Origin of the sequence: Companilactobacillus muriivasis (assembly GCF_036246245.1) — a bacterium.
Lineage (GTDB): Bacteria > Bacillota > Bacilli > Lactobacillales > Lactobacillaceae > Companilactobacillus > Companilactobacillus muriivasis.
In genome coordinates this window covers 177,778-199,417 of record NZ_BTTQ01000005.1, presented here as the reverse complement: position 1 = coordinate 199,417, position 21,640 = coordinate 177,778, and the positions used below count along the sequence as shown (strand labels likewise).

The 21,640-nt window shown below is 36.1% G+C and carries 19 protein-coding genes and 1 pseudogene; 7 read left to right on the top strand and 13 right to left on the bottom strand.

All coding sequences use genetic code 11. The annotated features are described in order from the left end of the window. Together AAA923_RS12360 and AAA923_RS07595 are read left to right on the top strand one after the other, a co-directional pair. A pseudogene (locus tag AAA923_RS12360) lies at nt 1-116 on the top strand (IS982 family transposase); the annotation flags it as partial. Nucleotides 117-1,014: 898 nt separating this feature from the next. Further along, on the top strand, nt 1,015-3,798 hold the full coding sequence (locus AAA923_RS07595; RefSeq protein ID WP_338216031.1) for a BspA family leucine-rich repeat surface protein: 2,784 nt from the start codon (nt 1,015-1,017) through the stop codon (nt 3,796-3,798). Between the two features lie 411 nt (nt 3,799-4,209). Here the strand turns inward: AAA923_RS07595 and AAA923_RS07590 are convergent, their stop codons facing one another. The 6 genes from AAA923_RS07590 to hflX all read right to left on the bottom strand — a co-directional run bounded on the left by AAA923_RS07590 (nt 4,210) and on the right by hflX (nt 11,252). Further along, nucleotides 4,210-5,136: an ABC transporter ATP-binding protein gene (locus AAA923_RS07590; protein ID WP_338216029.1), complete on the bottom strand. Its 927-nt coding sequence runs from the start codon at nt 5,134-5,136 to the stop codon at nt 4,210-4,212. Beyond that, on the bottom strand, nt 5,136-6,182 hold the full coding sequence (locus tag AAA923_RS07585; RefSeq protein WP_338216027.1) for an ABC transporter ATP-binding protein: 1,047 nt from the start codon (nt 6,180-6,182) through the stop codon (nt 5,136-5,138). Before AAA923_RS07585 ends, AAA923_RS07590 begins: the two co-directional genes overlap by 1 nt. 16 nt (nt 6,183-6,198) lie before the next feature. After that, on the bottom strand, nt 6,199-7,224 hold the full coding sequence (locus AAA923_RS07580; RefSeq protein WP_338216025.1) for an ABC transporter permease: 1,026 nt from the start codon (nt 7,222-7,224) through the stop codon (nt 6,199-6,201). A gap of 1 nt (nt 7,225) precedes the next feature. Continuing rightward, entirely contained in the window at nt 7,226-8,158 is a 933-nt protein-coding gene (gene opp3b / locus AAA923_RS07575) for an oligopeptide ABC transporter permease (RefSeq protein WP_338216023.1), read from the bottom strand. Nucleotides 8,159-8,180: 22 nt separating this feature from the next. Beyond that, a complete protein-coding gene (locus tag AAA923_RS07570; protein ID WP_338216020.1) occupies nt 8,181-9,818 on the bottom strand; it encodes a peptide ABC transporter substrate-binding protein in 1,638 nt (545 codons plus the stop codon). A gap of 141 nt (nt 9,819-9,959) precedes the next feature. Beyond that, complete coding sequence (hflX, locus tag AAA923_RS07565; RefSeq protein WP_041500329.1) at nt 9,960-11,252, bottom strand: GTPase HflX; 1,293 nt, start codon at nt 11,250-11,252, stop codon at nt 9,960-9,962. A 510-nt stretch (nt 11,253-11,762) separates the two neighbouring features. Here hflX and AAA923_RS07560 point away from each other — a divergent pair. Beyond that, nucleotides 11,763-12,044 carry a bacteriocin immunity protein gene (locus tag AAA923_RS07560; protein WP_338216015.1) on the top strand — a complete coding sequence of 94 codons (282 nt, stop codon included), beginning with the start codon at nt 11,763-11,765 and terminating at the stop codon, nt 12,042-12,044. Between the two features lie 538 nt (nt 12,045-12,582). After that, nucleotides 12,583-13,833, top strand: a complete 1,251-nt coding sequence (locus AAA923_RS07555) for an MFS transporter (RefSeq protein ID WP_338216013.1) — start codon at nt 12,583-12,585, stop codon at nt 13,831-13,833. Here the strand turns inward: AAA923_RS07555 and AAA923_RS07550 are convergent. Continuing rightward, nucleotides 13,828-14,034, bottom strand: coding sequence for a hypothetical protein (locus tag AAA923_RS07550; protein ID WP_041500924.1), 207 nt, complete (start codon nt 14,032-14,034; stop codon nt 13,828-13,830). The two genes, AAA923_RS07555 and AAA923_RS07550, sit on opposite strands and share 6 nt — an antisense overlap. A gap of 645 nt (nt 14,035-14,679) precedes the next feature. Here AAA923_RS07550 and AAA923_RS07545 point away from each other — a divergent pair. Further along, complete coding sequence (locus AAA923_RS07545) at nt 14,680-15,030, top strand: hypothetical protein (protein ID WP_338216008.1); 351 nt, start codon at nt 14,680-14,682, stop codon at nt 15,028-15,030. Between the two features lie 110 nt (nt 15,031-15,140). Here the strand turns inward: AAA923_RS07545 and AAA923_RS07540 are convergent, their stop codons facing one another. The 5 genes from AAA923_RS07540 to AAA923_RS07520 form a co-directional block, all read right to left on the bottom strand. After that, a complete protein-coding gene (locus AAA923_RS07540; RefSeq protein WP_338216006.1) occupies nt 15,141-15,743 on the bottom strand; it encodes a hypothetical protein in 603 nt (200 codons plus the stop codon). A 137-nt stretch (nt 15,744-15,880) separates the two neighbouring features. Next, nucleotides 15,881-16,483, bottom strand: a complete 603-nt coding sequence (locus tag AAA923_RS07535; protein WP_338216004.1) for a hypothetical protein — start codon at nt 16,481-16,483, stop codon at nt 15,881-15,883. 113 nt (nt 16,484-16,596) lie between these two features. After that, the gene (locus tag AAA923_RS07530; RefSeq protein WP_338216003.1) at nt 16,597-17,346 is read right to left on the bottom strand and encodes a response regulator transcription factor; all 750 of its coding nucleotides are present in this window, start codon (nt 17,344-17,346) and stop codon (nt 16,597-16,599) included. Beyond that, the gene (locus tag AAA923_RS07525) at nt 17,343-18,623 is read right to left on the bottom strand and encodes a GHKL domain-containing protein (RefSeq protein WP_338216001.1); all 1,281 of its coding nucleotides are present in this window, start codon (nt 18,621-18,623) and stop codon (nt 17,343-17,345) included. The genes AAA923_RS07530 and AAA923_RS07525 overlap by 4 nt, the downstream gene beginning before the upstream one ends. Before the next feature lie 14 nt (nt 18,624-18,637). Then, nucleotides 18,638-19,933 (bottom strand): GHKL domain-containing protein, encoded by a 1,296-nt coding sequence (locus tag AAA923_RS07520; RefSeq protein WP_338215998.1) that lies wholly within the window; start codon nt 19,931-19,933, stop codon nt 18,638-18,640. Nucleotides 19,934-20,129: 196 nt separating this feature from the next. Between AAA923_RS07520 and AAA923_RS07515 the strand changes: the two genes are divergently transcribed. Both AAA923_RS07515 and AAA923_RS07510 read left to right on the top strand, forming a co-directional pair. Further along, nucleotides 20,130-20,342 (top strand): hypothetical protein, encoded by a 213-nt coding sequence (locus AAA923_RS07515; protein WP_338215997.1) that lies wholly within the window; start codon nt 20,130-20,132, stop codon nt 20,340-20,342. A gap of 12 nt (nt 20,343-20,354) precedes the next feature. After that, the gene (locus AAA923_RS07510; protein WP_338215995.1) at nt 20,355-20,708 is read left to right on the top strand and encodes a bacteriocin immunity protein; all 354 of its coding nucleotides are present in this window, start codon (nt 20,355-20,357) and stop codon (nt 20,706-20,708) included. Nucleotides 20,709-20,943: 235 nt separating this feature from the next. Here AAA923_RS07510 and AAA923_RS07505 read toward each other — a convergent pair whose 3' ends face one another. Further along, nucleotides 20,944-21,570 (bottom strand): hypothetical protein, encoded by a 627-nt coding sequence (locus AAA923_RS07505; RefSeq protein WP_338215992.1) that lies wholly within the window; start codon nt 21,568-21,570, stop codon nt 20,944-20,946. Nucleotides 21,571-21,640 lie beyond the last annotated feature (70 nt).

Below are 21,640 nucleotides of genomic sequence, written 5' to 3'. Positions count from 1 at the left end.
TTTCTCGTTGGGGAAATATTTTCGATCTGGAAAGAAACAGGGCTCGTTCCCTAGATGGTTTTCAAACAAGAATTGAACAATGTTTATTAGTAGATACTTTAAAACAAATCAACTAGCACCACGAGTATATAGATATAAAAGAGTCGGAGGAGCAGAGATAGTATTCACCCGCTGTGGGTGTGGCGTTATGGCTTTAGCCATTACACCACCGGGCGTGTTTGGAGACTTTCCGGTTTGTGGAAAGGCTTCAAACCGAGGTCTGAGACCGCACTTTGGCTCGGGCCGGTCCGCATAGCAGGTGAATACTATCTCTGCTCCGGAGACGGGAAGGTCATAAATTCTTCATACATTGTTATCAATTACTTCGTACTTTGGAAACTATATGTTCATAATTTCCCGTTATTATATAACCATAGTCAAATAACAAAGGAACAAAGAGGTGACCGGATGAACAAACAATCCATTTCCAAATTGAATAACATGAATTAATTTAATCCCCTTAAAATATTGAAATCCCTTATAAACTAAAATTAAAAATTATATCTCCCCCCTTAAAAAGATATAGAAGAATTTACTTTGAAAGAAGTGACCTGATGAAATTGGAAAACCCCGTAAAAATTATTTTCTTAAATAACTCACACAACATGAATAGAAATAAACCCCTATATAAATAATCTATTTTTTAAAAAGTTTAATCCCCTTATAAACACATAAATGAAACTTTCATATCTCCCCCCCTATAGATATAAAGTTAATTTCCTAAAAACAATTCGATATTTATTCCCCGTAAATATCCAAAAAATAAAAAGTCTACTGTATGTAGGCTTTTTTTGTTGGGCTGCCGCTTTCGGGTGCACGTGATTTTTACCTATGAAACTAGCTTTATTCTTATGTAAAATAATATTTATATTATTAAAAATTATACTTTTCTAGTTTATTTTTTGAAAAAAAAGCAAATGAAAAGGTATACAATAAACAACATAAGAAGATAATAATTATTGGGGTGAGGGTAAGATGAGGTTTAGACAGTTACAGAAAAAATCTAATGTTGTTTTGAAAAGAAAAATGTATAAAAGCGGGAAAAACTGGGTTATAAAATCTAGTTTGGCTATTATTAGTGGGTTAACCTTGTTTGGTGTTTCTCAGACAATTAATGTCAAAGCGGATACTGTTCCAGTTGGGCAAGAGAATACTGCTAATAATGTCAAAGCGAATACCGTTCCTGGTGGACAAGTAGTTTCTGATAAAACATTGACGGATGATTCTGTAACTGAAAATACATCTGGGTCTCCCGAACTACCTACAAATAGTGGTGGAAAAAGTACAATTACTTCTGATAATCCTCAGCAATTACCTGTAAATCCTGTTCAAGAAAAGCAACCAATTGTGAGACCAAAGGAGAATATTGAAGAAAGCTATCAAAAGTTTGATATAAATGATTCTCAAAGTGATGCAGATCAGGAAGAAAAACTAGCAAACTCTCTTGATGTTTCTAAAAAAGCTATGATCAATACAGCTGCCAGTCCAGTTCAAGTACAATCAGATGATACTGTTTCGACGTTGGATCCAGAGCAATCAGGTGACTTTGGGGTTCATTGGTATACAGATAAAGGAACTCTTCATCTGGGCAGTGGTACGTTGGCCAGTGCTCCTTATGAAGGTGGACCATGGTCTGACGGGTCTGAAAGCTCTGTAAAACTGAGGAAAAACATTACAAAAATAGTTTTTGATGGTCAAGTTAAAGCAGGCAATAGTCTTAACGAATTATTTTCTCGATTTTCTAATTTAACTGAAATTGATAACTTACCTTTCCTAGATACTTCTGACACTACGGTATTTTCCAGTATGTTTCAGGGGGATGCTAAACTAGAAAAAATGGATCCTAGCCAATTTAACACCAGTAGTGCTACGTCTCTTAGTGGGTTGTTTTATGGTGATAAGGCATTAACATCATTAGATGTTTCCGGATATGATGTGTCAAATGTTACCGATTTCAGTCAAATGTTTTCCTATTGTAACCATCTTAAAGATATAAATATTTCTAATTGGAATATGGCACAGGCTACCGATTTTGAAAGAATGTTTGATTCCGATGAATTAATGGAAAGTGTTGAGTTACCAGATAGCATTACTTCAACTAAAGTGAAATCGGATTCAAAAATGGATTTTGATTATATGTTTACTTACTGTACTGCTTTAAAATCTTTGGATTTATCGAACCTTAATATGGATTTTTCTAATATTACTGCGCAAGGAATGTTAAATACTGTGGCAAATACAGATTATGCCAATATTACAGGAAGTCTGACGGAATTATCGCTTTCTTCTATCAATAATTTAGTCTCGTCGGATTTATCAACTTCTTTGCGAGATAGCGATGATAGAAAACAGTACGCCTCAGGTTGGAAAGTAGTGAAAACCGATGATGGTGTAATTCCTTTGGGGACTGAGAAAGAGACTTACTTATTAGACACTATATACAATGGCGTAACTAATAATGGTACTAAGACGACATGGCAATTAATGTTTAAAGACTATATTGATTTTACTGTTAGATATATTGGTGAAGGTACTTCTAAAGAATTGACGAGTATTCCAGAAACGAGAGTGAAACAAGGACCATTCACCTTAAGGTCACTCTCCAGTTTAGGTGTTTCTGCTGAAGGTTATCTTAAGGATTTCCAACCAGCTCCTATACAAGTAGATTCAAGTACGAACGGTCAAACTATTGATGTAACAATTCCGGTATACGTTGCTCCTGTATATGCTCCTATGAACTTTAATATAATAGAAAAGGATACTAATGATAAATTAATTAATGAAATAGATTTGAAAATTCCTGTTGGTAAACCATTACAAGATACTAGTCAAGTAGATAAAATTTCTAGTAAACCATTTATTTTGAAGACAGATGATTCTGGCGATAAATATAGTTATATTGAAATAATTGATGATGAAGGTAAGTCAGAAGAACCAATACCGATAGATAAGAAGACTGCTGATGTAATAGGCAGTGATAATGCACAAGATCTTACTAATTTCTTTTTGAAGAATAGTTTCTCAAATGGAGCTGATCCTAGTCAATCTAATTGGACTTATGTGATTCATACATATTATGAACCTGAGAAAACTCATTCGGGTGGTTCCAATAGTGGTTCAAGCAGTAGTTCCAGTGGTAATGAATCAATTCCTGAATCAAATATAGAGGATAAAGAACAAACCATCGCTACTTATGCTGATAAATCAAATGTCAAAATTTATGATACAGATGGTAATGAATTAACTAACAGAGTTATATCAGCAGACACCGGTTGGTTTAGTGATGAAATCTTGACCCTGAATGGTCAAAAGTATTATCGTGTAGCAACTGACCAATGGCTTAAGGCTGATGATGCCTACGTTTATGTAGCTGAACCAACGTTAGTTAGAGTTTATCAAGATGTCTTTGGTGGCTTGGTTAAAGCTGAAGGTAATCCAGTAACTGACCGAGAATTGAAGTCAGGGACTGATTGGAAGTCAGATCGATATGCTTATATCAATGGTGCAAAGTATTATCGTGTAGCCACAAATGAATTTGTTAGTGCAGATCAAGTTTATGAGTATAAGAATGTTAATGAAACTTTAACAACTAAATCAGTTGTAAGTTTATACAATGAACGTGGTCAAAAGTTGTCTAATGAATTACCAGTGAATGCAACATATAAGATTGATCGAGTAGTGGTAAATAACGGTCAAGCTTACTATCGTGTCGCTGAAAATGAGTTTGTTATAGCAAATGATGATATTATTTTAAATTAAAAAAACGCGGTTAAATAAGGGAAATCCTTGTTTAGTCGCGTTTTTTCTTCACATTTAATTAGTAAATTGTTCGCAAATAACTAACGGTTTATTCATATTTTCCAGCTATTATATAACCATAGTCAAGAAACGAAGAGGTGACTCAGATGACTATGAAAGCACCATTTTAAAAGGATAATTAAAATTTAAAAACCAATAGATTTTTTCAAATATATCTCCTCCCCCCCTGATATATAGAAGAATTTCAAAATGAAAATAAAAGGAAGAATAGCTTATGAAAGAGACAAATACAAAAAGAGCTAGCCGCAAGGCTAGCTCTTTTCTTATGTAAAATAATATTTGTTTGGTATAGGATTTGGATTTTGTCAGACGTAATAGGATCAGGCAATGTCTGCACGCATCGCCATGGTTCTATTTCTTATATGTGGCTGCTTCTTCATTGCTGCAATAAAGGAAGTGGCCAGGTAATACTTCTTGCAATCTCTGATCATCCTTGAAGGGACTCTTGTGATCAAAGTCGATTCTTGTACGCTTCTTCTCAATCTCTGGATCAGGGACGGGAATAGCAGATAGGAGACTTTGAGTATAGGCATGCAATGGATTGTTGTAAATCTCATTGGAATCTGCCAACTCAACAATCTTACCACGATACATAACGGCGATACGGTCACTGATATATTTAACCATGGAAAGGTCATGGGCGATGAATAGGTAAGTCAAACCTTGTTTCTTTTGGATATCTTGCATCAAGTTGACAACTTGCGCTTGAATAGAAACATCAAGGGCTGAGATAGGTTCATCAGCGATAATAAATTGTGGGTCAACTGCCAAAGCACGGGCAATACCGATACGTTGACGTTGACCACCAGAGAACTCATAAGGGTAACGTGTCATATGTTCAGGGTTCAAGTTTACCATGTCGAGCAATTCACGGACTCTAGCGTCACGCTCTTGTTCGTTTTTAACTAAACCGTGGACATCAAGGCCTTCAGCAATAATATCCTTAACCTTCATTCTGGGGTTCAATGAAGCATATGGATCTTGGAAAATCATTTGCATTTCACGACGGAATTCTTTCATCTTAGGTCCATGCGCTTTGATTTTACTAATATCTTGGCCATTGAAGAAAATGTGACCATCAGTTGGGTTGTAAAGTCTGATAATACTACGTCCAGTAGTACTCTTACCAGAGCCAGATTCACCAACTAGTCCAAAAGTTTCGCCCTTATAAATATCGAAGGAAACATCATCGACAGCTTTGACTTCGTTAGGTTTACCAATGTTGAAATATTGTTTGAGATTTTTTACGGATACGATTACTTCTCTTTCATCTGCCATTATTTAGCATTGCCTCCTAACTTTTCAAATTTCTTGTAACGATTGAGAATCGCTGCAGGTGGTGTAACTTTTGGTGCATTGGGGTGAAGCAACCAAGTAGCGGCGTAGTGATTCTTTGAAACCTTAAAGAATGGTGGTTGTTGTTCTTCATCAATTTGCATAGCATATGTGTTACGTGGCGCAAAGGCATCACCCTTTGGTGGATTCAATAGGTTTGGTGGTGTACCAGGAATTGAATTCAAACGGGCATTTTCGTTGGTATCAAGGGTAGGCATTGAATCCAATAGTCCCCATGTGTATGGATGTTGAGGATTGTAGAAAATATCTTCAACAGAACCATATTCAACGAAACGACCAGCGTACATAACGGCTACACGGTCAGCGATACCAGCAACGACACCTAAATCATGGGTGATAAAGATGATGGCAGTACCAATTTTTTGTTGTAACTCTCTCAAAAGGTCGATGATTTCAGCTTGAACAGTAACATCCAAGGCAGTTGTAGGTTCATCGGCGATTAGAATTTCTGGGTAATCAACGATAGCAATCGCAATAACGATACGTTGACGTTGACCACCAGAGAATTGGTGAGGGTAGTCTTTCATTCTGGCAGCTGGATTAGGAATACCAACTAAACGAAGTACTTCTTCAGCACGCTTCATGGCATCCTTTTTAGAAACGTTGTTGTGAATCAAAAGTGGTTCAGCAACTTGTTTTCCAATTGTCATTGTAGGATCAAGTGAAGTCATAGGATCTTGGAAAATCATGGAAATTTTGTTTCCACGAAGTTTATCCATTTCCTTTTCACTCTTTTGTAAAAGGTCGTCCCCATGATAGAGGATTTCACCTTTAGAAATAGTGGCATTTGAAGCCAACAATTGTAAGATTGAACGAACTGTGATGGACTTACCAGAACCAGATTCACCAACAATAGCTAAGGTTTCACCGGCGTTTAAATGGAAGTTAACACCACGAATTGCATGGACGGTACCGTTATAGGTATCAAAGTCGACATGTAAATCTTTTACTTCTAGAATTTTATCCATTTCGATTTCTCCTTAGTTAATGCTCAGATGATTGTGGGTCAAAGGCATCACGTAGACCATCACCAAGTAAGTTAGTGGCAATCATGATAATACTCAAGATAATAGCTGGAGCCCACATTTGGTATGGCAAGAATCTGAAGGCTTTTTGACCATCTGATAAAAGTGTACCTAATGATGCGTTTGGTGCGGGAATACCAATACCAATGAAACTTAAGAAAGCTTCGAAGAAAATGGCATTCGGAATTGTAAACATTGTTTGAATAATAATTGTTGAAGACAAGTTAGGAATCAAGTGCTTAGTAGCAATCTTAGTTGATGACTCGCCAAGTGTTCTGGCAGCTAAGATATATTCTTGTTCCTTCAATTGGAATGTTTGAGCACGAATCAGACGCGCCATTGTAACCCAACCAGTGATGGCAATCGCAATAACGATTGAACCTAGACCTGGTTTTAAGATGATCATCATCAAGATAACAACAATCAAGTTAGGAACAGAAGATACGATTTCAACGATACGTTGCATGATTGTATCAGTTCTGCCGCCTTTCCAACCGGAAACGATACCATAAGGAACACCGATGATTAAATCAACTAGTGTAGCCAAGATAGCAACAACAAGTGAAAGACGAGTACCATAGATGATTCTTGATAATAAGTCACGACCAAGATAGTCAGTACCTAATAGATAGAAAGCGTTCTTAGGTGCGCCTGCTTGTTTGTAAGCATCGACCATCTTACCACCCATGTTTTGGTAACCGTTGAATCCAGGGATGTTTAAGTTTCCCAACTTAGGAGGCAAGTTAGATAAAGTAACTTCTTGAGCATTAGGATTGTGAGGTGCAACTAGTGGGGCAAAGATTGAAATCAAGACGATAATTGAAAGTAGTGTTAAACAAACAACAGCGACTTTGTTTGAGAACAAGCGACGACGAACATCTTGTAAGTATGTTAGAGAAGGTGTACCGATCTTTTCTTGTTCATTATTATTCTCGTCATGAACTAATTTGAATTTTTCCTTTGGAATGTCTGGAATTTGTTCCATATTATTCTTTACCTCCGTTTCCTAATCTAATTCTTGGATCGATAAATCCGTAAAGAATATCGACAATCAAGATGATAACAACCAATAGGAATGAATAGAAAATTGTAAGTCCCATGATTGTAGGGTAGTCATTTGTTGTAATTGATTTAACGAATTGTTCACCGATACCAGGGATTGAGAAAATGTTCTCAACAACCATTGAACCAGTCATAACAGATACGGCCATAGGTCCGATGATTGTAACAACTGGGATTAAAGAATTACGAAGCGCATGCTTTGTAACAACTTTCCAGGCTGAATTACCTTTTGATTTGGCTAATTCAATATAATCACTACTCATAACATCGACCATTTCAGTTCTCATAAATCTGGCAACGTTACCTAATGGTAAGGCCGCCAGAGCTAGTGTTGGTAACACACTTGATTGGAAGTTATCCCAAAGAGCAACTGGGTAGATGTGCCATTTGTAGGCTAAGTAGAATTGTAGTAGTACGGCTAAAACGAATGATGGAATTGATAGACCTAAGATTGAAATAAATGTAGCAAGTGTATCAACCCATGTGTTTTTACGAATAGCAGCAACAGCACCTAGTAAAATACCAAGAACTGTACCAAGAATCATAGCTTGAGCACCAATTTGCATTGATGGAGCAAGACGTTGGCCGATTAAGGCTGTAACAGGTTCATTGTTGAATTGGAATGATGTTCCAAGGTTACCTTGAAGCAAACCACCCATATAACGTAGATATTGGACAAAGACTGATTGATCCAAACCATATTGAGCTTTAACAATTTTCAGTTGATCTGGCGACATACGGTTCTGGTTAGAGAACGGTGTACCAGGAAGCATCTTCATTAAGAAGAATGTCAAAGTTGCAATAATGAAAAGGGTCAAAAACAGGTAGAAAATTCTTTTGAGAATATATTTAGCCATATTTAATCTCCCTAACTCCTAATTATTTTTTGTAAACAGTGGCAAGGTTGTAACTACCATTTGGTGTAATTCTGTAGTTCTTAACGTTTTCTCTAGTTAAGTTAGCTTGGTAAGTTTGGTATAGCGGAACGGCACCTTGATCTTCGGTCAAAATTGCGGTCGCTTGTAACATATCTTGCCATCTAGCTTCAGGATCAGTAGCGTCAGTTGTCTTACTCTTCTTGATTAAAGCATCGTATTCTTTATTTGAATACTTACCATCATTTTGAGGGTTATTTGTTGTAAACAAGTCAAGGAATGTAACAGGGTCTGGGAAATCGGCATTCCAAGCTGTAACAACGATATCAAAGTCACCAGTCATAGATTTGTTAAGACGTGATTTGAATGGAACGTTTTGTAAGGAAATGTTTAATCCAGGCAAGTTCTTTTCAAGTTGACCTTGTAGGTACTCGTTTTGTTTCTTAGCACCATCAGTATCGTCACCTAAAATAGTGAAGTTAAGGTTCTTTTGACCAGTTTCTTTCAATCCTTCTTTCCAGAGTTTTCTAGCAAGTTTAGGATTGTATTCTGAATATTTACCGGGAGCTTTCAAAGCTGCTTCTTTAGTAAAGTCTTTCTTAGTTTCTGGATTGAATGACATTCCAGCTGGGACAACGGTATTATCAACACCGGCAGTCTTACCAAGAACGTTATCAGTTAATTGTTTACGGTTAATTGACATTGAAATAGCTTGTCTAATCTTTTTGTTTCTGAAGAAAGGATATTTCTTTTGATTCAATTCGAAGTAGAACGTTGCAGCAAGTTTATCGTTGGAGAAAGTCTTGTAATTTGAAACTTGACGAGCTGTATCACCACTGATCTTTTGTAGACGGTTGATACGGTTAGCATCGTATAAGTTCAAACCAGTATTGTTATCCTTAACAACGTAGTATTTAACTTTATCAAGTTTAACAATCTTAGCATTCCAATACTTGTCGTTCTTAACTTCAGTCCAACTGTTGTTTGAAACAGTCCAGTTAACTAGCTTGAATGGTCCGTTGAAGACCATTCCTTTACTCTTCAAACCATATTGCTTACCAGCTTTCTCAACTGCTGGTTTGTATTGTGGGAAGAATGTTGAACTGGCCATCAATGTATTGAAGTATGGAATGGCGTTTTCTAGCGTAATTTGTAATGTATAGTCGTCCAATGCCTTAATACCTAAGGTATTAACTGGTTTCTTACCAGAGTTGATAGCATCGGCATTTTTGATACCTGAGTAAATATATGCATATTGTGAAGCTGTCTTTGGATCAACGGTTCTGCGCCATGCGTAAACGAAATCTTGGGCACGAACGGGTTTACCATTTGACCAAACAGTCTTCTTTAAATGATAAGTGTAAGTTTTACCGTTGTTGGTTGGTTTAACAACACTCTTAGCGATAGCAGGCTTTAAAGTCTTACCATCGAAACGATATAACCCCTCCATAGTATCTGTTAAACCTTGAGCACCGATAACATCAGTGTTCATTGATGAATCCATTGTAGCGATAACATCACTGGAACTGATTGAAAGTGTATTTTTATTATCTTTTTCTGTCGAGTTACCACACCCGCTCAGAACTAATGCAAATAGAAATATCGGTAACAATGCAAGGAAATACTTCTTCTTGAAATTCATTGTTCATCCTCCCTAAAATAATTATTCTTAGAATACACTAATGAATATTAAAAGTGAATACCCTTAATTAGAAAAATTCTAATGTTTATAAAATAATAATACAATATGGACTAAATTGCAAAGAAAAACAGAGATATCTGCTTAATCAGATACCTCTGTTTGGATGTATTTATTAAATCTTTCTAATTCTTCAGGGCTTAAATTAGCACTGATCAAGGAACCGTCATTAGTAAACTCTTTTTTGATTACTTGGGAGTTTTTCAATATTTCTTCCGCAACTTTCTGATCACTGTAAGGAACCAGTAATTCAGCTTGCTTGTAGTGATTGAAAACTTTTATTTTAATCAGATCAACTAATTTTTCGATCGATTCCTTATCAATGGCTGAATAATAAATATTATCGCCTTCGATAACAGGGAATTGTTGGCCTGGTTTGAGGTCAGCTTTGTTGAAAGCATAAATCATTGGCTTATCAACGACACCAACTTCTTTTAAAGTTTTCTCAGTAACTTCAATCATGTTGCGCCAATGTTCATCTGAAACATCAATGACTTGGATTAATAAGTCGGCGTTTTCTGCTTCCTGTAACGTTGTCTTAAATGATTCGACTAAGTTATGTGGTAGTTTGCTAACAAACCCGACTGTATCGGAAAGTAGGAAACTTGAGTTGTCTTCAAGATCGATGCGACGAACGCTGGTGTCTAGGGTAGCGAAGAGCATATCCTTTTCAAAAACCTTACGGTCTTGCGAATTGTCCTTATTAAAATTCAAGATACCGTTCATTGTCGTTGACTTACCAGCGTTGGTATAGCCGACTAATGAAACTAGTGGAAGGGATGTATTAGTCCGACGTCTGCTTTGAACATCAATTGTACGGTCGACCGTTTTAAGTTCGTTACGTAAAGCGGTGATACGTTTTCTAATTACACGTCTATCCAATTCCAATTTTGATTCACCGGCACCACGGTTAGCGAGACCACCTGAAGCTGATTGTTGGTCAAGTGGATTCCCAGATGGGTGAATTCTTGGTAGTTGATATTGCATTTTAGCAATTTCAACTTGTAATTTGGCTTGCTTAGTTTGAGCACGATTTGAGAAAACTTGGAGAATCAATTCTGTTCGATCCATGAAACTCAATTTAGTTTCTTTTTCCAAATTTCTGATTTGTGAAGGTGTCAATTCATCATTTAAAACGATAATTTGAACATCGTCAGCGTTGGCAATTTCTTTGATTTCGGTAACTTTACCAGCACCGAAGTAAGTTTTACCACTGACACTGTTAACGTTTTGAACGATTGTATCAGCTACTTCCATGTTATTAGCTTCAACTAAAGCGGCTAATTCTTGCATCGTATATTCAAAGTCAGGCTGTAGGTGGCTAACTCCGGCAACGATTACGCGTGTTTTTTCATATGTTAATTTAGATTCAGTCATAAATCCTCCTGGTGGCACTAATTACCCCAGGGTAACAATGCCAATTTATTATTTATTGGTTGAAATGATATCAGTCTTTAAGCGCATGATTGCGAATACCATCCTTTCGATAAGCTGTATAAATAATACCATGGATGTCCTTTTTGCGCTATATAATAGGTAGAAAACGGTTTCTTGGGTTTTGGGGTATTGAAATATACCGCCTCCGACTGGGAGTGATTTTTCGCCCTGCTATGGGACCGGCTCGAGCCACAGCGGTCTCGACCCTCGATTTTGAGCCGAAACCCGCGTCTCAAAATACGTCCTGTGGTGTAATGGCTAAAGCCATAACGCCACTTCCACAGCGGGTGAAAATCACTCCCAGTTGGAGGCTAGATTGTCTGTTTAATTCAATTGTTTCTTTATTATATTAGTTCAGGACTTAAAAATAGTGTGTTCAAGATAATTTGGTTCGTTTAAGAGTTAGATTTAGTAGTATTGAAACAATAAATGATATGAGGCAATTTTAATATGGATAAAAATGAATTGATGAAATTGATTGATAACGCAGCTCGGGATGAAACTGTTAAGAGTGATAAAGGTTTGTTTGATGCTTTGTTATTAGCTTACAAGGATTTGGATAATGGTAAGGAAGTTAGGGGCGTTGTTAGAAAACTGGGTGGAGTTGTTTCTACTTACTTGATGACACATCAATACAAGGCTTCTGATAGTCTTATGGCATTGGCCAAGGCTGTACAGGTCGATGATCAGAAGTTTTGGAAGGGCACTGGAATTAGTCATTTATTCTGGTAAAAAAAGCAGTTAGTCTTGGAATTGTCTGAGATTAACTGCTTTTTGTTTTGCTAAAGTTAGAGATTTTAAGTTCTGAAATAGTAATGTACCTTGAAACGTATGCCAAAAAGGATTTTAATATTATTAATATTCTAATTTGATTAAAGAATTGCTTTTTTTATTCGCTATATTATAATTCATCCATAGATGAATTTGTGATTAACGTTAATTAGCTGGGAATATACATCAAATTATAAAATTAGAAAAAGATTAGAAAACATATTATTTGTCGATATTTTTTTTATCAGATGATACGCATGGTACTAGTTGATAACCTATTACAAATATTTCATGGTCTAAAATTGTTTGAATAATTTTGCGTTCGAATAATAACGATTAATTAGTCGGAAGAGCTGGGAAATATTTGTGTGCCGAGGTTCCATACTTTGGCTCGGACCGTTCCGCACAGCTGGTGAATATTTACTAGCTCTGGAGACGGCATATTTAACTAGCACCACACGTCAGATAGCACAAAATCTAAATGAAAAGGGATCTTATTATGGAAAGAAAAAGGAAGTCTGGAGTTCAGATATCTTTAGCTATTAGTAGTTTATTTATAGGATCCTTTGCCAGTGAGCTGTTTACGTTTGCTTTAGGGATGTATGTGCTCAAAGTTTATAAATCGAGTATTCTATTTTCACTAATAATTTTTATTGGGCCATTTTTATCATTTATATTTAGTCCTTTTATTGGGCACTTGGTTGACCACTTCAATCATAAAAGAATTGTTGTTATGGCGCAGGTTGCTAGTACTTTAGTGCTCTCGATTGTTGCTTACTTTCTATTTGTTGTTGGGAATAAAATATATTTTCCGACGATTATCGTTGTCCTCGCAGGGCTACTGGAATTATGTGATGCGTTTCAATCCACGGCTTATAAGGCTTCTACTACTGGAGTTGTGCCAACAGCTGATCAGCAGAAATTAATTGCGCTTGAGCAAGGTGTAAGTATTATTGCTAGTTTGTTGAGTCCAATTCTTGGTGGAGGGTTATTCGCCATAATTCCTGTAGTTTCCTTCTTTATTTTGGATATCATTGGGGAAATTGTTGCTTTGATTTTGATATTATTTCTCAACTTTAATTTTGCTGAGGTTGCCAAAATTGATGAGAAACCTAAGGAACAATCGATACTTTTGGATTCTAAAGAAGCTTTGTCATTTATTAAAAGTGACAAGATATTGGCATCAATGGCCACTTTCGGTATCATCGCTAACTTCAGTATGGCATCGATTAACGTTGGTATACCTTATGTTCTAGTTACATTATTTAAGATGAAGTCGCTGCTTTTCGGAATAATTCAAGCCTTGATTGCAGTGGGAATGTTAACAGCCAGTATTTTATGGAGTGTAAAACATGTTAATGCCAGTTTAACTAAAATGACCGGTATATTTGGATTAATAACAACATTCAGCTTCGTACTATTCTGTTTGCCACTATTCACAAAATTAAATATGTTTATTGTATATGCAATTTCAATGTTAATCCTAGGTTTATCAGTTACTTCAATAAATATGCCGGTTTCGATTTATATCAGAACGAAAATTCCATTTGAAATTCAAGGAAGAGTAAATGCTTTTTTCAATTCTGCCGTAAGCGTGCTGACACCAGTTGGAACAGCAGTATTTGGATTACTATTCAACAAAGTTTCACCGATTATACTTTTTGGAATCACAGGAACTATTTTATTGATACTTTCTATCTTCATGTTTAGTATTGATGTGCCAAATAAAAAAGCGACCAAAGCCCTATAAAATAGGATTCTGATCGTCGTCTTTTTTAGGCTTAGGTTTGCGGAAGAGGCTAAGTAATAAGAAAACAATAGCGGAAATGAAGAAAATGGCATCAACTAAGATCCAAGTTGATTCAGTTGAATGAGCAGTAAATATGATACCAACAACGAACATAGCGACTGCATACCAAAAGTTAATGGTCTTATAAAACAATTTATTCATATGTAATATCTCCAAAGTAGTAAAAATGTATACGTTTTATTATACACCTGATAGAGGTTAACCGTCTCCAGAGCTGAGAAGTATTCACCTGCTATGCGGACCGGTCCGAGCCAAAGAGCTGTCTCGAATCTCGGTTTGAAGCCTCACCACAAATCGGTGAGTCTCCAAACACGCCCGGTGGTGTAACGGCTGAAGCCGTAACTCCACACCCACAGCGGGTGAATACTTCTCAACTCTTCCAACCATTTTTATTTATGTATTGGTTTGGGGCTTTTAGTATAAAGTCCTAGATATTTAAAAAACTTTAATTTATCGACATTGAATATAATTAATCGTAACAAAAAAATATCTAGTCATTAAAAGACACTAGCCGGAGGTAGCGAGAAAAATTCACATGCTATGGAGGTGGCGTTATGGCTTCAGCCATTACACCACAGGGCGACTTTGGAGACTTACCGGTCTGTGGTAAGGCTTCAAAGCGAGACTTGAGACCTTGGCTCAAGTCGGTCCTCATAGCAGGTGAATTTTTTCTCGCAACCGGAGGCGGCAGGTTTCACAGATTTAACAAGTTTAAATAGAAAAATGAGCTAAAGCATATCTATTATTAAGGAAATCAGTTATATTTATATACGGGTGAAAAGACAAATGGAATATTCTAAACAGAAGTTATTGCTTTCGATATTGATGAATTTCGATGAATCATTTAACAATCAGATTAATGAATCAGCGGTTAATCAAGAGATGGGGCAATTTATTAAGCTATCTGTCCAAGAACTCTCGGAGAAACAATATCGCGGTTCGCTTTTTGACAAGAAAATCGATCAACTCATTAGTAAGGTTAATCATGAACGTAACGCGAATGAATTGGTTTTCAACGATTATACTGGTCGCTTATGGGACCAAATCTTACAAATAAAACAACGGACAACTAGCTTTGAAACTGCTTATTCTTTGATAGATATCCTAAGTACAAAAAATGCATCTCTTAAATTATAAGAGGTGCATTTTTTTAGTTAAAACTTATTTTATGGTTAGGGTAATTGATAATTTTAATCTGTGCATCATCGAGACTGTCGATTTTGTGCATGTAGTTATAACGGTGAAAATTAAGCTGTTTTTGTGGAAGTATGCTTTCTATCTTTAGGAATATCAGTTTTGATAGGAACATCTCCCAAACCTTTGAAGAAAACATCGAGTTTATCGAGGGTATTATTACGACTATATGCGTAGTCACGGGAAACGTCCAAGTCGACTGTAGAGCCGTTTTTGAGCGTTAAAACAACGAGGTCTGGATGATGGATCATTGAAAGAACTGGTGAAAGAACTGCTACTCCAGGGCCGAAAGGAATTGCCATTGGCATAGCGTAGTTGCCGCTCAAATCACCAACAACCGTGACCGATTTAATATCACTCTTTTTAATCGTCACCATTTTAGCAGCGAAAGGAGCCACCATACCTAATAGCCGATTTTTCCAAGATTTAATGTCACAATATCTGATTTCGTCAGGATCTGCTGTCCAATAAACGAATAGTGTTGGCACATTAGGAAAATAATAAGCAAAGAATACGTATAGGGAAAATGCTAGGCCGACTAGTAGTCCTAGGGGAACTGATTTAAGAATATCGCCAGCTGCACTTCCTGGTAGAAAGCCAATTAACAAACTAATCAAGAGTGCTCTATAGGTTATCTTTTTACCGAATTTTAACATGATAATTACCTTCCTTTGAAAATATTTATTCATGAATGATTCCTTTTGATTACAACTAGATTATAGGAATTAGGAGGGCTAGAATGCACGCACTTATCGGTTGCAAGTATCTATACACCGTTATAACGATAAAAGAATTAGGCTATTTTATTTGAAATGTGCTTTCTATCCGTGGGGATATTTGTGCTGATGGGAATATCTCCCAGACCTTTGAAGAAAGTATCAAGTTTATCGAGGGTATTGTCACGGCTATACGCGTAGTCACGGGCAACACTTAGGTCAATTGTAGATCCATCTTTGAGAGTCAAAATTACGTCATCTGGATGGTGAATCATTGATAGAACTGGTGAAACAACTGCTGGTCCAGGTCCGAAAGGAATAGCCATTGGCATTGCGTAGTTGGTGCTCAAATCACCAATAACTCGTGCCGATATAATGTCACTCTTTTTGATAGTTACCATTTTAGCTTTGGAAGGAACCACCATTCCTAAGAGACGATATTTCCACGTCTGGATGTCACAATATTTAATTTCATCAGTATCTGCTGTCCAATAGACGAATAGCGTAGGTATATTTGGAAAATAATAAGCAAAGAAAACATATAAGAAGAATGGCAATCCGATTAATAATCCTAAGAAAAATGAGTTGTAAGAATCTCCGGCTTCGAGACCGGGGATTGCGGCAATTAAAAGGCTAATTAACAATGGTCTGTAATTGATTTTTTTACCAAATTCCAACATGATGATGACCTTCTTTAAATTGAATTGTTCTTATTACACCCTTAATTTAGCATTAGGTGAGGTCACTGGAATCAAGATATCTTGAAATAGGGTAGATTTGTTCTTGAATGAAATTAGAGCGTTTCTTGAATGATATTTTTCAGTTTCTTAGATTTTCCGATAGAAAATTTCTGTGTTGTGCCGTCACTAAAACCGATTTCCCGAATTGAAAAATCAACGTGATGAATGTTCTCAGGGTTGATCAGACAAGAACGGCTAATTCGGAATAGGAAGGGATACTTCTTTTCCAATTCAGTTAGTTTACCGTAGAATTCAAATTTGCCGTTAGTTGAGTCGAGGTTCAAACGGTGTGGGATGTCTGAGGCTTCGAGGAAAATAACCTCAGACTTATCCAAATTGTAGACTTGGCTGCCAACTTCAAAGGAGAAACCTTTCTTTTGAACAGTTCGAGTTTCATCAATAATTTGTTTGGCATAATCGAGCGTATCGTAGATTTCTTGACGATAATCATCTAAAGGTTGGTCTTTTTCGATGAAGTCTAAGGCGGCAACTTTGCGTTTTAAGGTTAAAGGAGCAAGTTCATCGTGAGTTGTAACGAAAATAATTTCGGCTTGGACGTCCTTTTTACGAATGATGGCTGCTAATTGAATGCCGTCAATTTCAGCTTTTAAGTCGATATCCAGAAAGTAGATACCGTTTTGGGGCTCAGATTGGTCTAAATAGTCGATAACTTGCTGCGGGTTAGAAGCTTCTAGTTCAACCTTGAAGAGGTCGCTGTGAAAGAGAATATAATTCTCGACCAACTTGTCCAGTTGTTGTAATTGGATTTGATTATCCTCACACATGATAATTGGGTAACTCATTTTTTGTCCTCCTTGGTTATTAATGTGATGTGGAATCGGAACCACTTAGCATTTTTACTATATTGAATAAAGATATTGGAATATTTCTTCTTTAATTCCTTGATATGAAGCAAGTCCAGGTAATCTTGTTCCCGTTCAGTCGTGGGTAAATTGGCCAAGGTATTATTGACCAAAAACGCCAACTGATTATTCTCTTGAGTGATAGCGAGTTGAATTTTGCCATGTTCTTGACGTTCAGTGAAATGAATTGCGTTGTCGATAGCCCGGTCTAACAGGCGTATGAGGTCAAAAATATTAATCGGTAAATTATTCAACTCATCGGTACAATTGAAAAAACAGACAATATTCTTCTGATTAATGGTATTTAATTTGCTGATGAGCAGACTCTTTAGGTAAGGGTTCTTCACATTATTTAAGTCTTGATATAAATCCATTGATAAATTGTTTAGATAATCATCAGAATAATTTTCGAGGTTATCCAGTGCTTGATTCATCAACTCGTAATTTTGTTGTTCGGCTACGGACTTTAAGCTGAATAGTAGGTTCTTATAATCGTGTTTAAAATGACGTAATTTTAATTGATCGTGTTCCAATTGGTCGGTATAAAGCTTCAGATTTTTAACTTGTTCTTCAGAAAAACGGTCGCGATAAACTTTTCTCTGCCGTCTTCTGGTAAAACTGAATATTAAAATAATAAAAATACATTGAATGAGGATAAAAATAAACATACCAGTAATTAATCCAGCATATGCTTTGAAATGTTGGGTGAGTTTTAGAAACATGAAAAAGATAATGTAGACGTAACTGAGTACGATACTAGTCATTGGATTTTGGCGTGATTGAAAGAAATTGTTTAGTTTGAAGTAATTGTAGAAATAAACAAAGGTGATTGAAAAGATGAATTCTATCAAGTTTATTGTCAGATTAAAGCCATATGAAACGACATCTGGATTAGGTAAAAAGTGTATCAGAACTGGACTGGGAATGATAATGGCAAGAAATTTAACGAGAAAGCTCAACAGAATAATATTTATGAGGTAATAATCGATTTTCTTGTTGGACCAGAGAACAAAATAAATAATTATCGCAATAAGCAAGTTAGCATAACCAGATAAGAAGATATTTAGAGTAATAGAAATTAACCAAAGTGCCCAGTAACTGAGTGTTTTGCGTTGAATAGAAAATTTAGAATGATAAATTAAGCTGAACGTGTAGTAGAAAATTGCCCAGGCAAAGCAGATTCGCATTAGATGCGGTCCGGTAATAAATAACGTCATAAATACTCCCCAAATTATTTAATAATTACAATACTAAGATTAAACCATTGATTATTTTTCCGATATTGAACAAATAGATTAGGATACTTCTTTTTGATGTCTTGAACATTGACCATGCCTAATCCCGAGTGATGCTGTTTGGTGGTAAAGCCTTCTTGCATCATGTCAGAAATATCGGTTTGTTCGGCGGTGGTGTTGTTGATGACAAAGGATAATTGTGCGGCTTCCTCAATAATCGCAATTTGAATTTCACCATTCTTTTGATTTTTCGTGGCTTCAGTTGCGTTGTCAATCGAAATCCCCAGTAGTCGCACGAGGTCAAAAATATTTATCAAAACGTCATTGACCGTATCACGACATTCAAAGTGACAGGTGATGTTATTTTGATGAATCAAAGTGAGCTTACTGATTAAAAGGCTCTTCAAATATGGATTCTGAACGTTATTGAGGTCCTTAAATAGTTGCATTGAAATATTGTCGAAATAGCTGTTGGAGTAATCTTCCAAAGTTCCTAAAGAGTGCTTCATTTCTTGATAGTCGCCAGTTTTAGCAATATCTCGTAGACCAGAAATTGTGCTCTTATAGTTTCTTTCAAAGCCACGGAGCTTAATTTGGTCGGTTTCCAATTGGTCAGTGTACATTTTGAGATTCTTCAGTTGTTCCTTCATAAGTTCACGGGTATAAGTTTCAGCTTGAGTTTGGTTGCTCTTTAGAAAGACAATGACGATGAAGAAACATTGAATCAGAATAAAAAGCATGATACCAGACATTAAATCTGAGTAAGCTTGATAGTGCTGAATTATCTGCATGAAAAAGAAGATAACGATGAATAAATAGCCAATTAATAAACCAAACAAGGATGAGTGGGTGATATTCCATTCCTCTTCAATATTAAAATATCTATATGAAATAATAAAAATTGCTGAAATAACGATTTGGATTAAAAGTGTGATGAAGACGAATAGAGTACTGCCCCAGAGCGTTTTAGTTGAGATATTTTGACTATTGAAGAAAAAGGCAGTCGTATTGATCAACGTTTCGCCAAGTAATTGAATCAGGGAACTCAAGAGAATTGTATTGATCAACAGTAGTTTAGATTTCTGGTGCCAACAAAAGGCTAAGTACAAGATGATGGCATCGATGAAATAGGCGTAATCAGGAATAAAAACAGCCGTTATAACGATGGATATGGCTGATATTACGAAAAGATAATTTTTTTGTTGCCGATACAAACTGTTAAAGACATAGAAAAAGACTATTCCCGACAGCGCTCGACCAATGACGTCAATCGTTGGATTTATATAAATCATCGTTTGCCCCCCTACCTATATTGATAGATTAATTATCACATATAATTAATCGCTAAAAATAAAGATATCGTGAAATGGGGAAATTTATTCCTGAAGTCGTTCAAGAACAAAAAATAAGGTATTCAAGATGTTTTGATTCAAGGCAATTCACGAGATGCTATCTTGTAGTCAAGAAGCAAGAAGGGAAGCGTCTAAAATGATTTGGAATTATGTCTTTGGTATTTTAGCAATCGCATTTGGAATGTATCAGATGTTAAATTCAATTAAATACGTTAAAGTGATTCAACATCACGGTAATAAGACGACATCAAATTTTTCTGCCTTAACCGTTTGGTATAGTTTTCTCTTTGGAGCATGTTTCATAATTGGTGGCGTGGTCTTGTTTGTAGTAAAAAGTCCATTATTTTAAGGAGCAAGCACGATGAAAAAAGATATTGAGGTTAGAGAAAAAGCCAAGGAGAATATTAAGGTATTGTATGATTCACTCATGGATCGACCTGAAAAATCAGCTCATTTATTAAATATTACTGATGTTTTAAAACAAGTTTATGTAAAAATTGATACAGCTAAAGATCCATATGTTTTGCTCAGTCGACTAGCTAAATATATTTATGTTGAAGGTTTTAGTCGAGTAGTTTTGTCAAAGGATGAGGAGAAAGCCTTGATGGAATTAGGAAACTTGTCAAAAGATGCTAGTTGGAATGGCATGAACATGGGTGACTTTAACGATAAGTCACAGTTCTATAGTTTCTCGGAACAAATACCACAAAGGTAATTTAAATATGCCGTCTCCAGAGCTGGGAAATATTCTCAAGCTGTGCGGAACGGCCTTAGCCAGAGAGCGGTCTCGAACCACGGCACACAAATATTTCCCAGCTCTTCCGACTAGTAAATCGTTGTTAGTTGAGTGTAAAAGTATTTAAAAAATTTTGAACTGTGAAGTATTTGTCGTAGGTTATCAATTAGCAACATGCGTAAATTAAATGTATTTGAACTTAAAAATAAGAAGATTACGGTGAATTAGTATCATCGTAATCTTCTTCTTTTTTGCTTAACTGGAGTAAATTTTCAGTTTCATCTGATAATTCCAAAATTCTAGGATTAAAACCTTTGAGAAAAATCCGTAATTTACCTAACGTTTCATGCGTTCGTCTTACATAATCGCGTGATAGATCTAGGTCGATTGTTTCCCGATTTTTCATGGTCAGACGGACTTTGACAGGTTCATTTATCATCAGAAATAAGTTGTACATTAAGCCACCTTCTTCTGATAAGACCAGTTCGGATGCGAATGATAAATCGTGTTGCGGTAATCCTAATATTGATATTTGACGAATATTTTTCCTGTCAATGACGGTAACTGGTGAAAACTTAGGTAAAAGAATAGCCAGTACGCGTTTATTGAACGGTTTGATATCGTTATAACGGATAAATTTACTGTCGGAATCCCAATAATTGAAGATTACTGGCAGTACAAATAGATAATGTCCCAAGAACATCAATAGAAAAAGTATAACGGCGATTTTAATTCCCAACATAGTTGCGATATTAATTCCAAAGATTAGTCCGATGGCTGTAGCGATGGCTCCACTAACTAGAAACGGTCGATAATTGACCTTTTTTCCAAATTTGAGCATGATACATCAGTTCTTTCGATTGGCTCCCAATTTTGATCTAAATATAACATCACGCCGGAAACGTTGCTGC

Coding starts and splice junctions, on each gene's coding strand:
- AAA923_RS07505 (WP_338215992.1), bottom strand. CDS start 21,570: ATGCTCAAATTTGGAAAAAAGGTCAATTATCGACCGTTTCTAGTTAGT.
- AAA923_RS07535 (WP_338216004.1), bottom strand. CDS start 16,483: ATGTTGGAATTTGGTAAAAAAATCAATTACAGACCATTGTTAATTAGC.
- AAA923_RS07540 (WP_338216006.1), bottom strand. CDS start 15,743: ATGTTAAAATTCGGTAAAAAGATAACCTATAGAGCACTCTTGATTAGT.
- AAA923_RS07515 (WP_338215997.1), top strand. CDS start 20,130: ATGATTTGGAATTATGTCTTTGGTATTTTAGCAATCGCATTTGGAATG.
- AAA923_RS07510 (WP_338215995.1), top strand. CDS start 20,355: ATGAAAAAAGATATTGAGGTTAGAGAAAAAGCCAAGGAGAATATTAAG.
- AAA923_RS07550 (WP_041500924.1), bottom strand. CDS start 14,034: ATGAATAAATTGTTTTATAAGACCATTAACTTTTGGTATGCAGTCGCT.
- AAA923_RS07580 (WP_338216025.1), bottom strand. CDS start 7,224: ATGGAACAAATTCCAGACATTCCAAAGGAAAAATTCAAATTAGTTCAT.
- AAA923_RS07555 (WP_338216013.1), top strand. CDS start 12,583: ATGGAAAGAAAAAGGAAGTCTGGAGTTCAGATATCTTTAGCTATTAGT.
- hflX (WP_041500329.1), bottom strand. CDS start 11,252: ATGACTGAATCTAAATTAACATATGAAAAAACACGCGTAATCGTTGCC.
- AAA923_RS07585 (WP_338216027.1), bottom strand. CDS start 6,182: ATGGATAAAATTCTAGAAGTAAAAGATTTACATGTCGACTTTGATACC.
- AAA923_RS07595 (WP_338216031.1), top strand. CDS start 1,015: ATGAGGTTTAGACAGTTACAGAAAAAATCTAATGTTGTTTTGAAAAGA.
- AAA923_RS07530 (WP_338216003.1), bottom strand. CDS start 17,346: ATGAGTTACCCAATTATCATGTGTGAGGATAATCAAATCCAATTACAA.
- opp3b (WP_338216023.1), bottom strand. CDS start 8,158: ATGGCTAAATATATTCTCAAAAGAATTTTCTACCTGTTTTTGACCCTT.
- AAA923_RS07590 (WP_338216029.1), bottom strand. CDS start 5,136: ATGGCAGATGAAAGAGAAGTAATCGTATCCGTAAAAAATCTCAAACAA.
- AAA923_RS07545 (WP_338216008.1), top strand. CDS start 14,680: ATGGAATATTCTAAACAGAAGTTATTGCTTTCGATATTGATGAATTTC.
- AAA923_RS07525 (WP_338216001.1), bottom strand. CDS start 18,623: ATGACGTTATTTATTACCGGACCGCATCTAATGCGAATCTGCTTTGCC.
- AAA923_RS07560 (WP_338216015.1), top strand. CDS start 11,763: ATGGATAAAAATGAATTGATGAAATTGATTGATAACGCAGCTCGGGAT.
- AAA923_RS07520 (WP_338215998.1), bottom strand. CDS start 19,933: ATGATTTATATAAATCCAACGATTGACGTCATTGGTCGAGCGCTGTCG.
- AAA923_RS07570 (WP_338216020.1), bottom strand. CDS start 9,818: ATGAATTTCAAGAAGAAGTATTTCCTTGCATTGTTACCGATATTTCTA.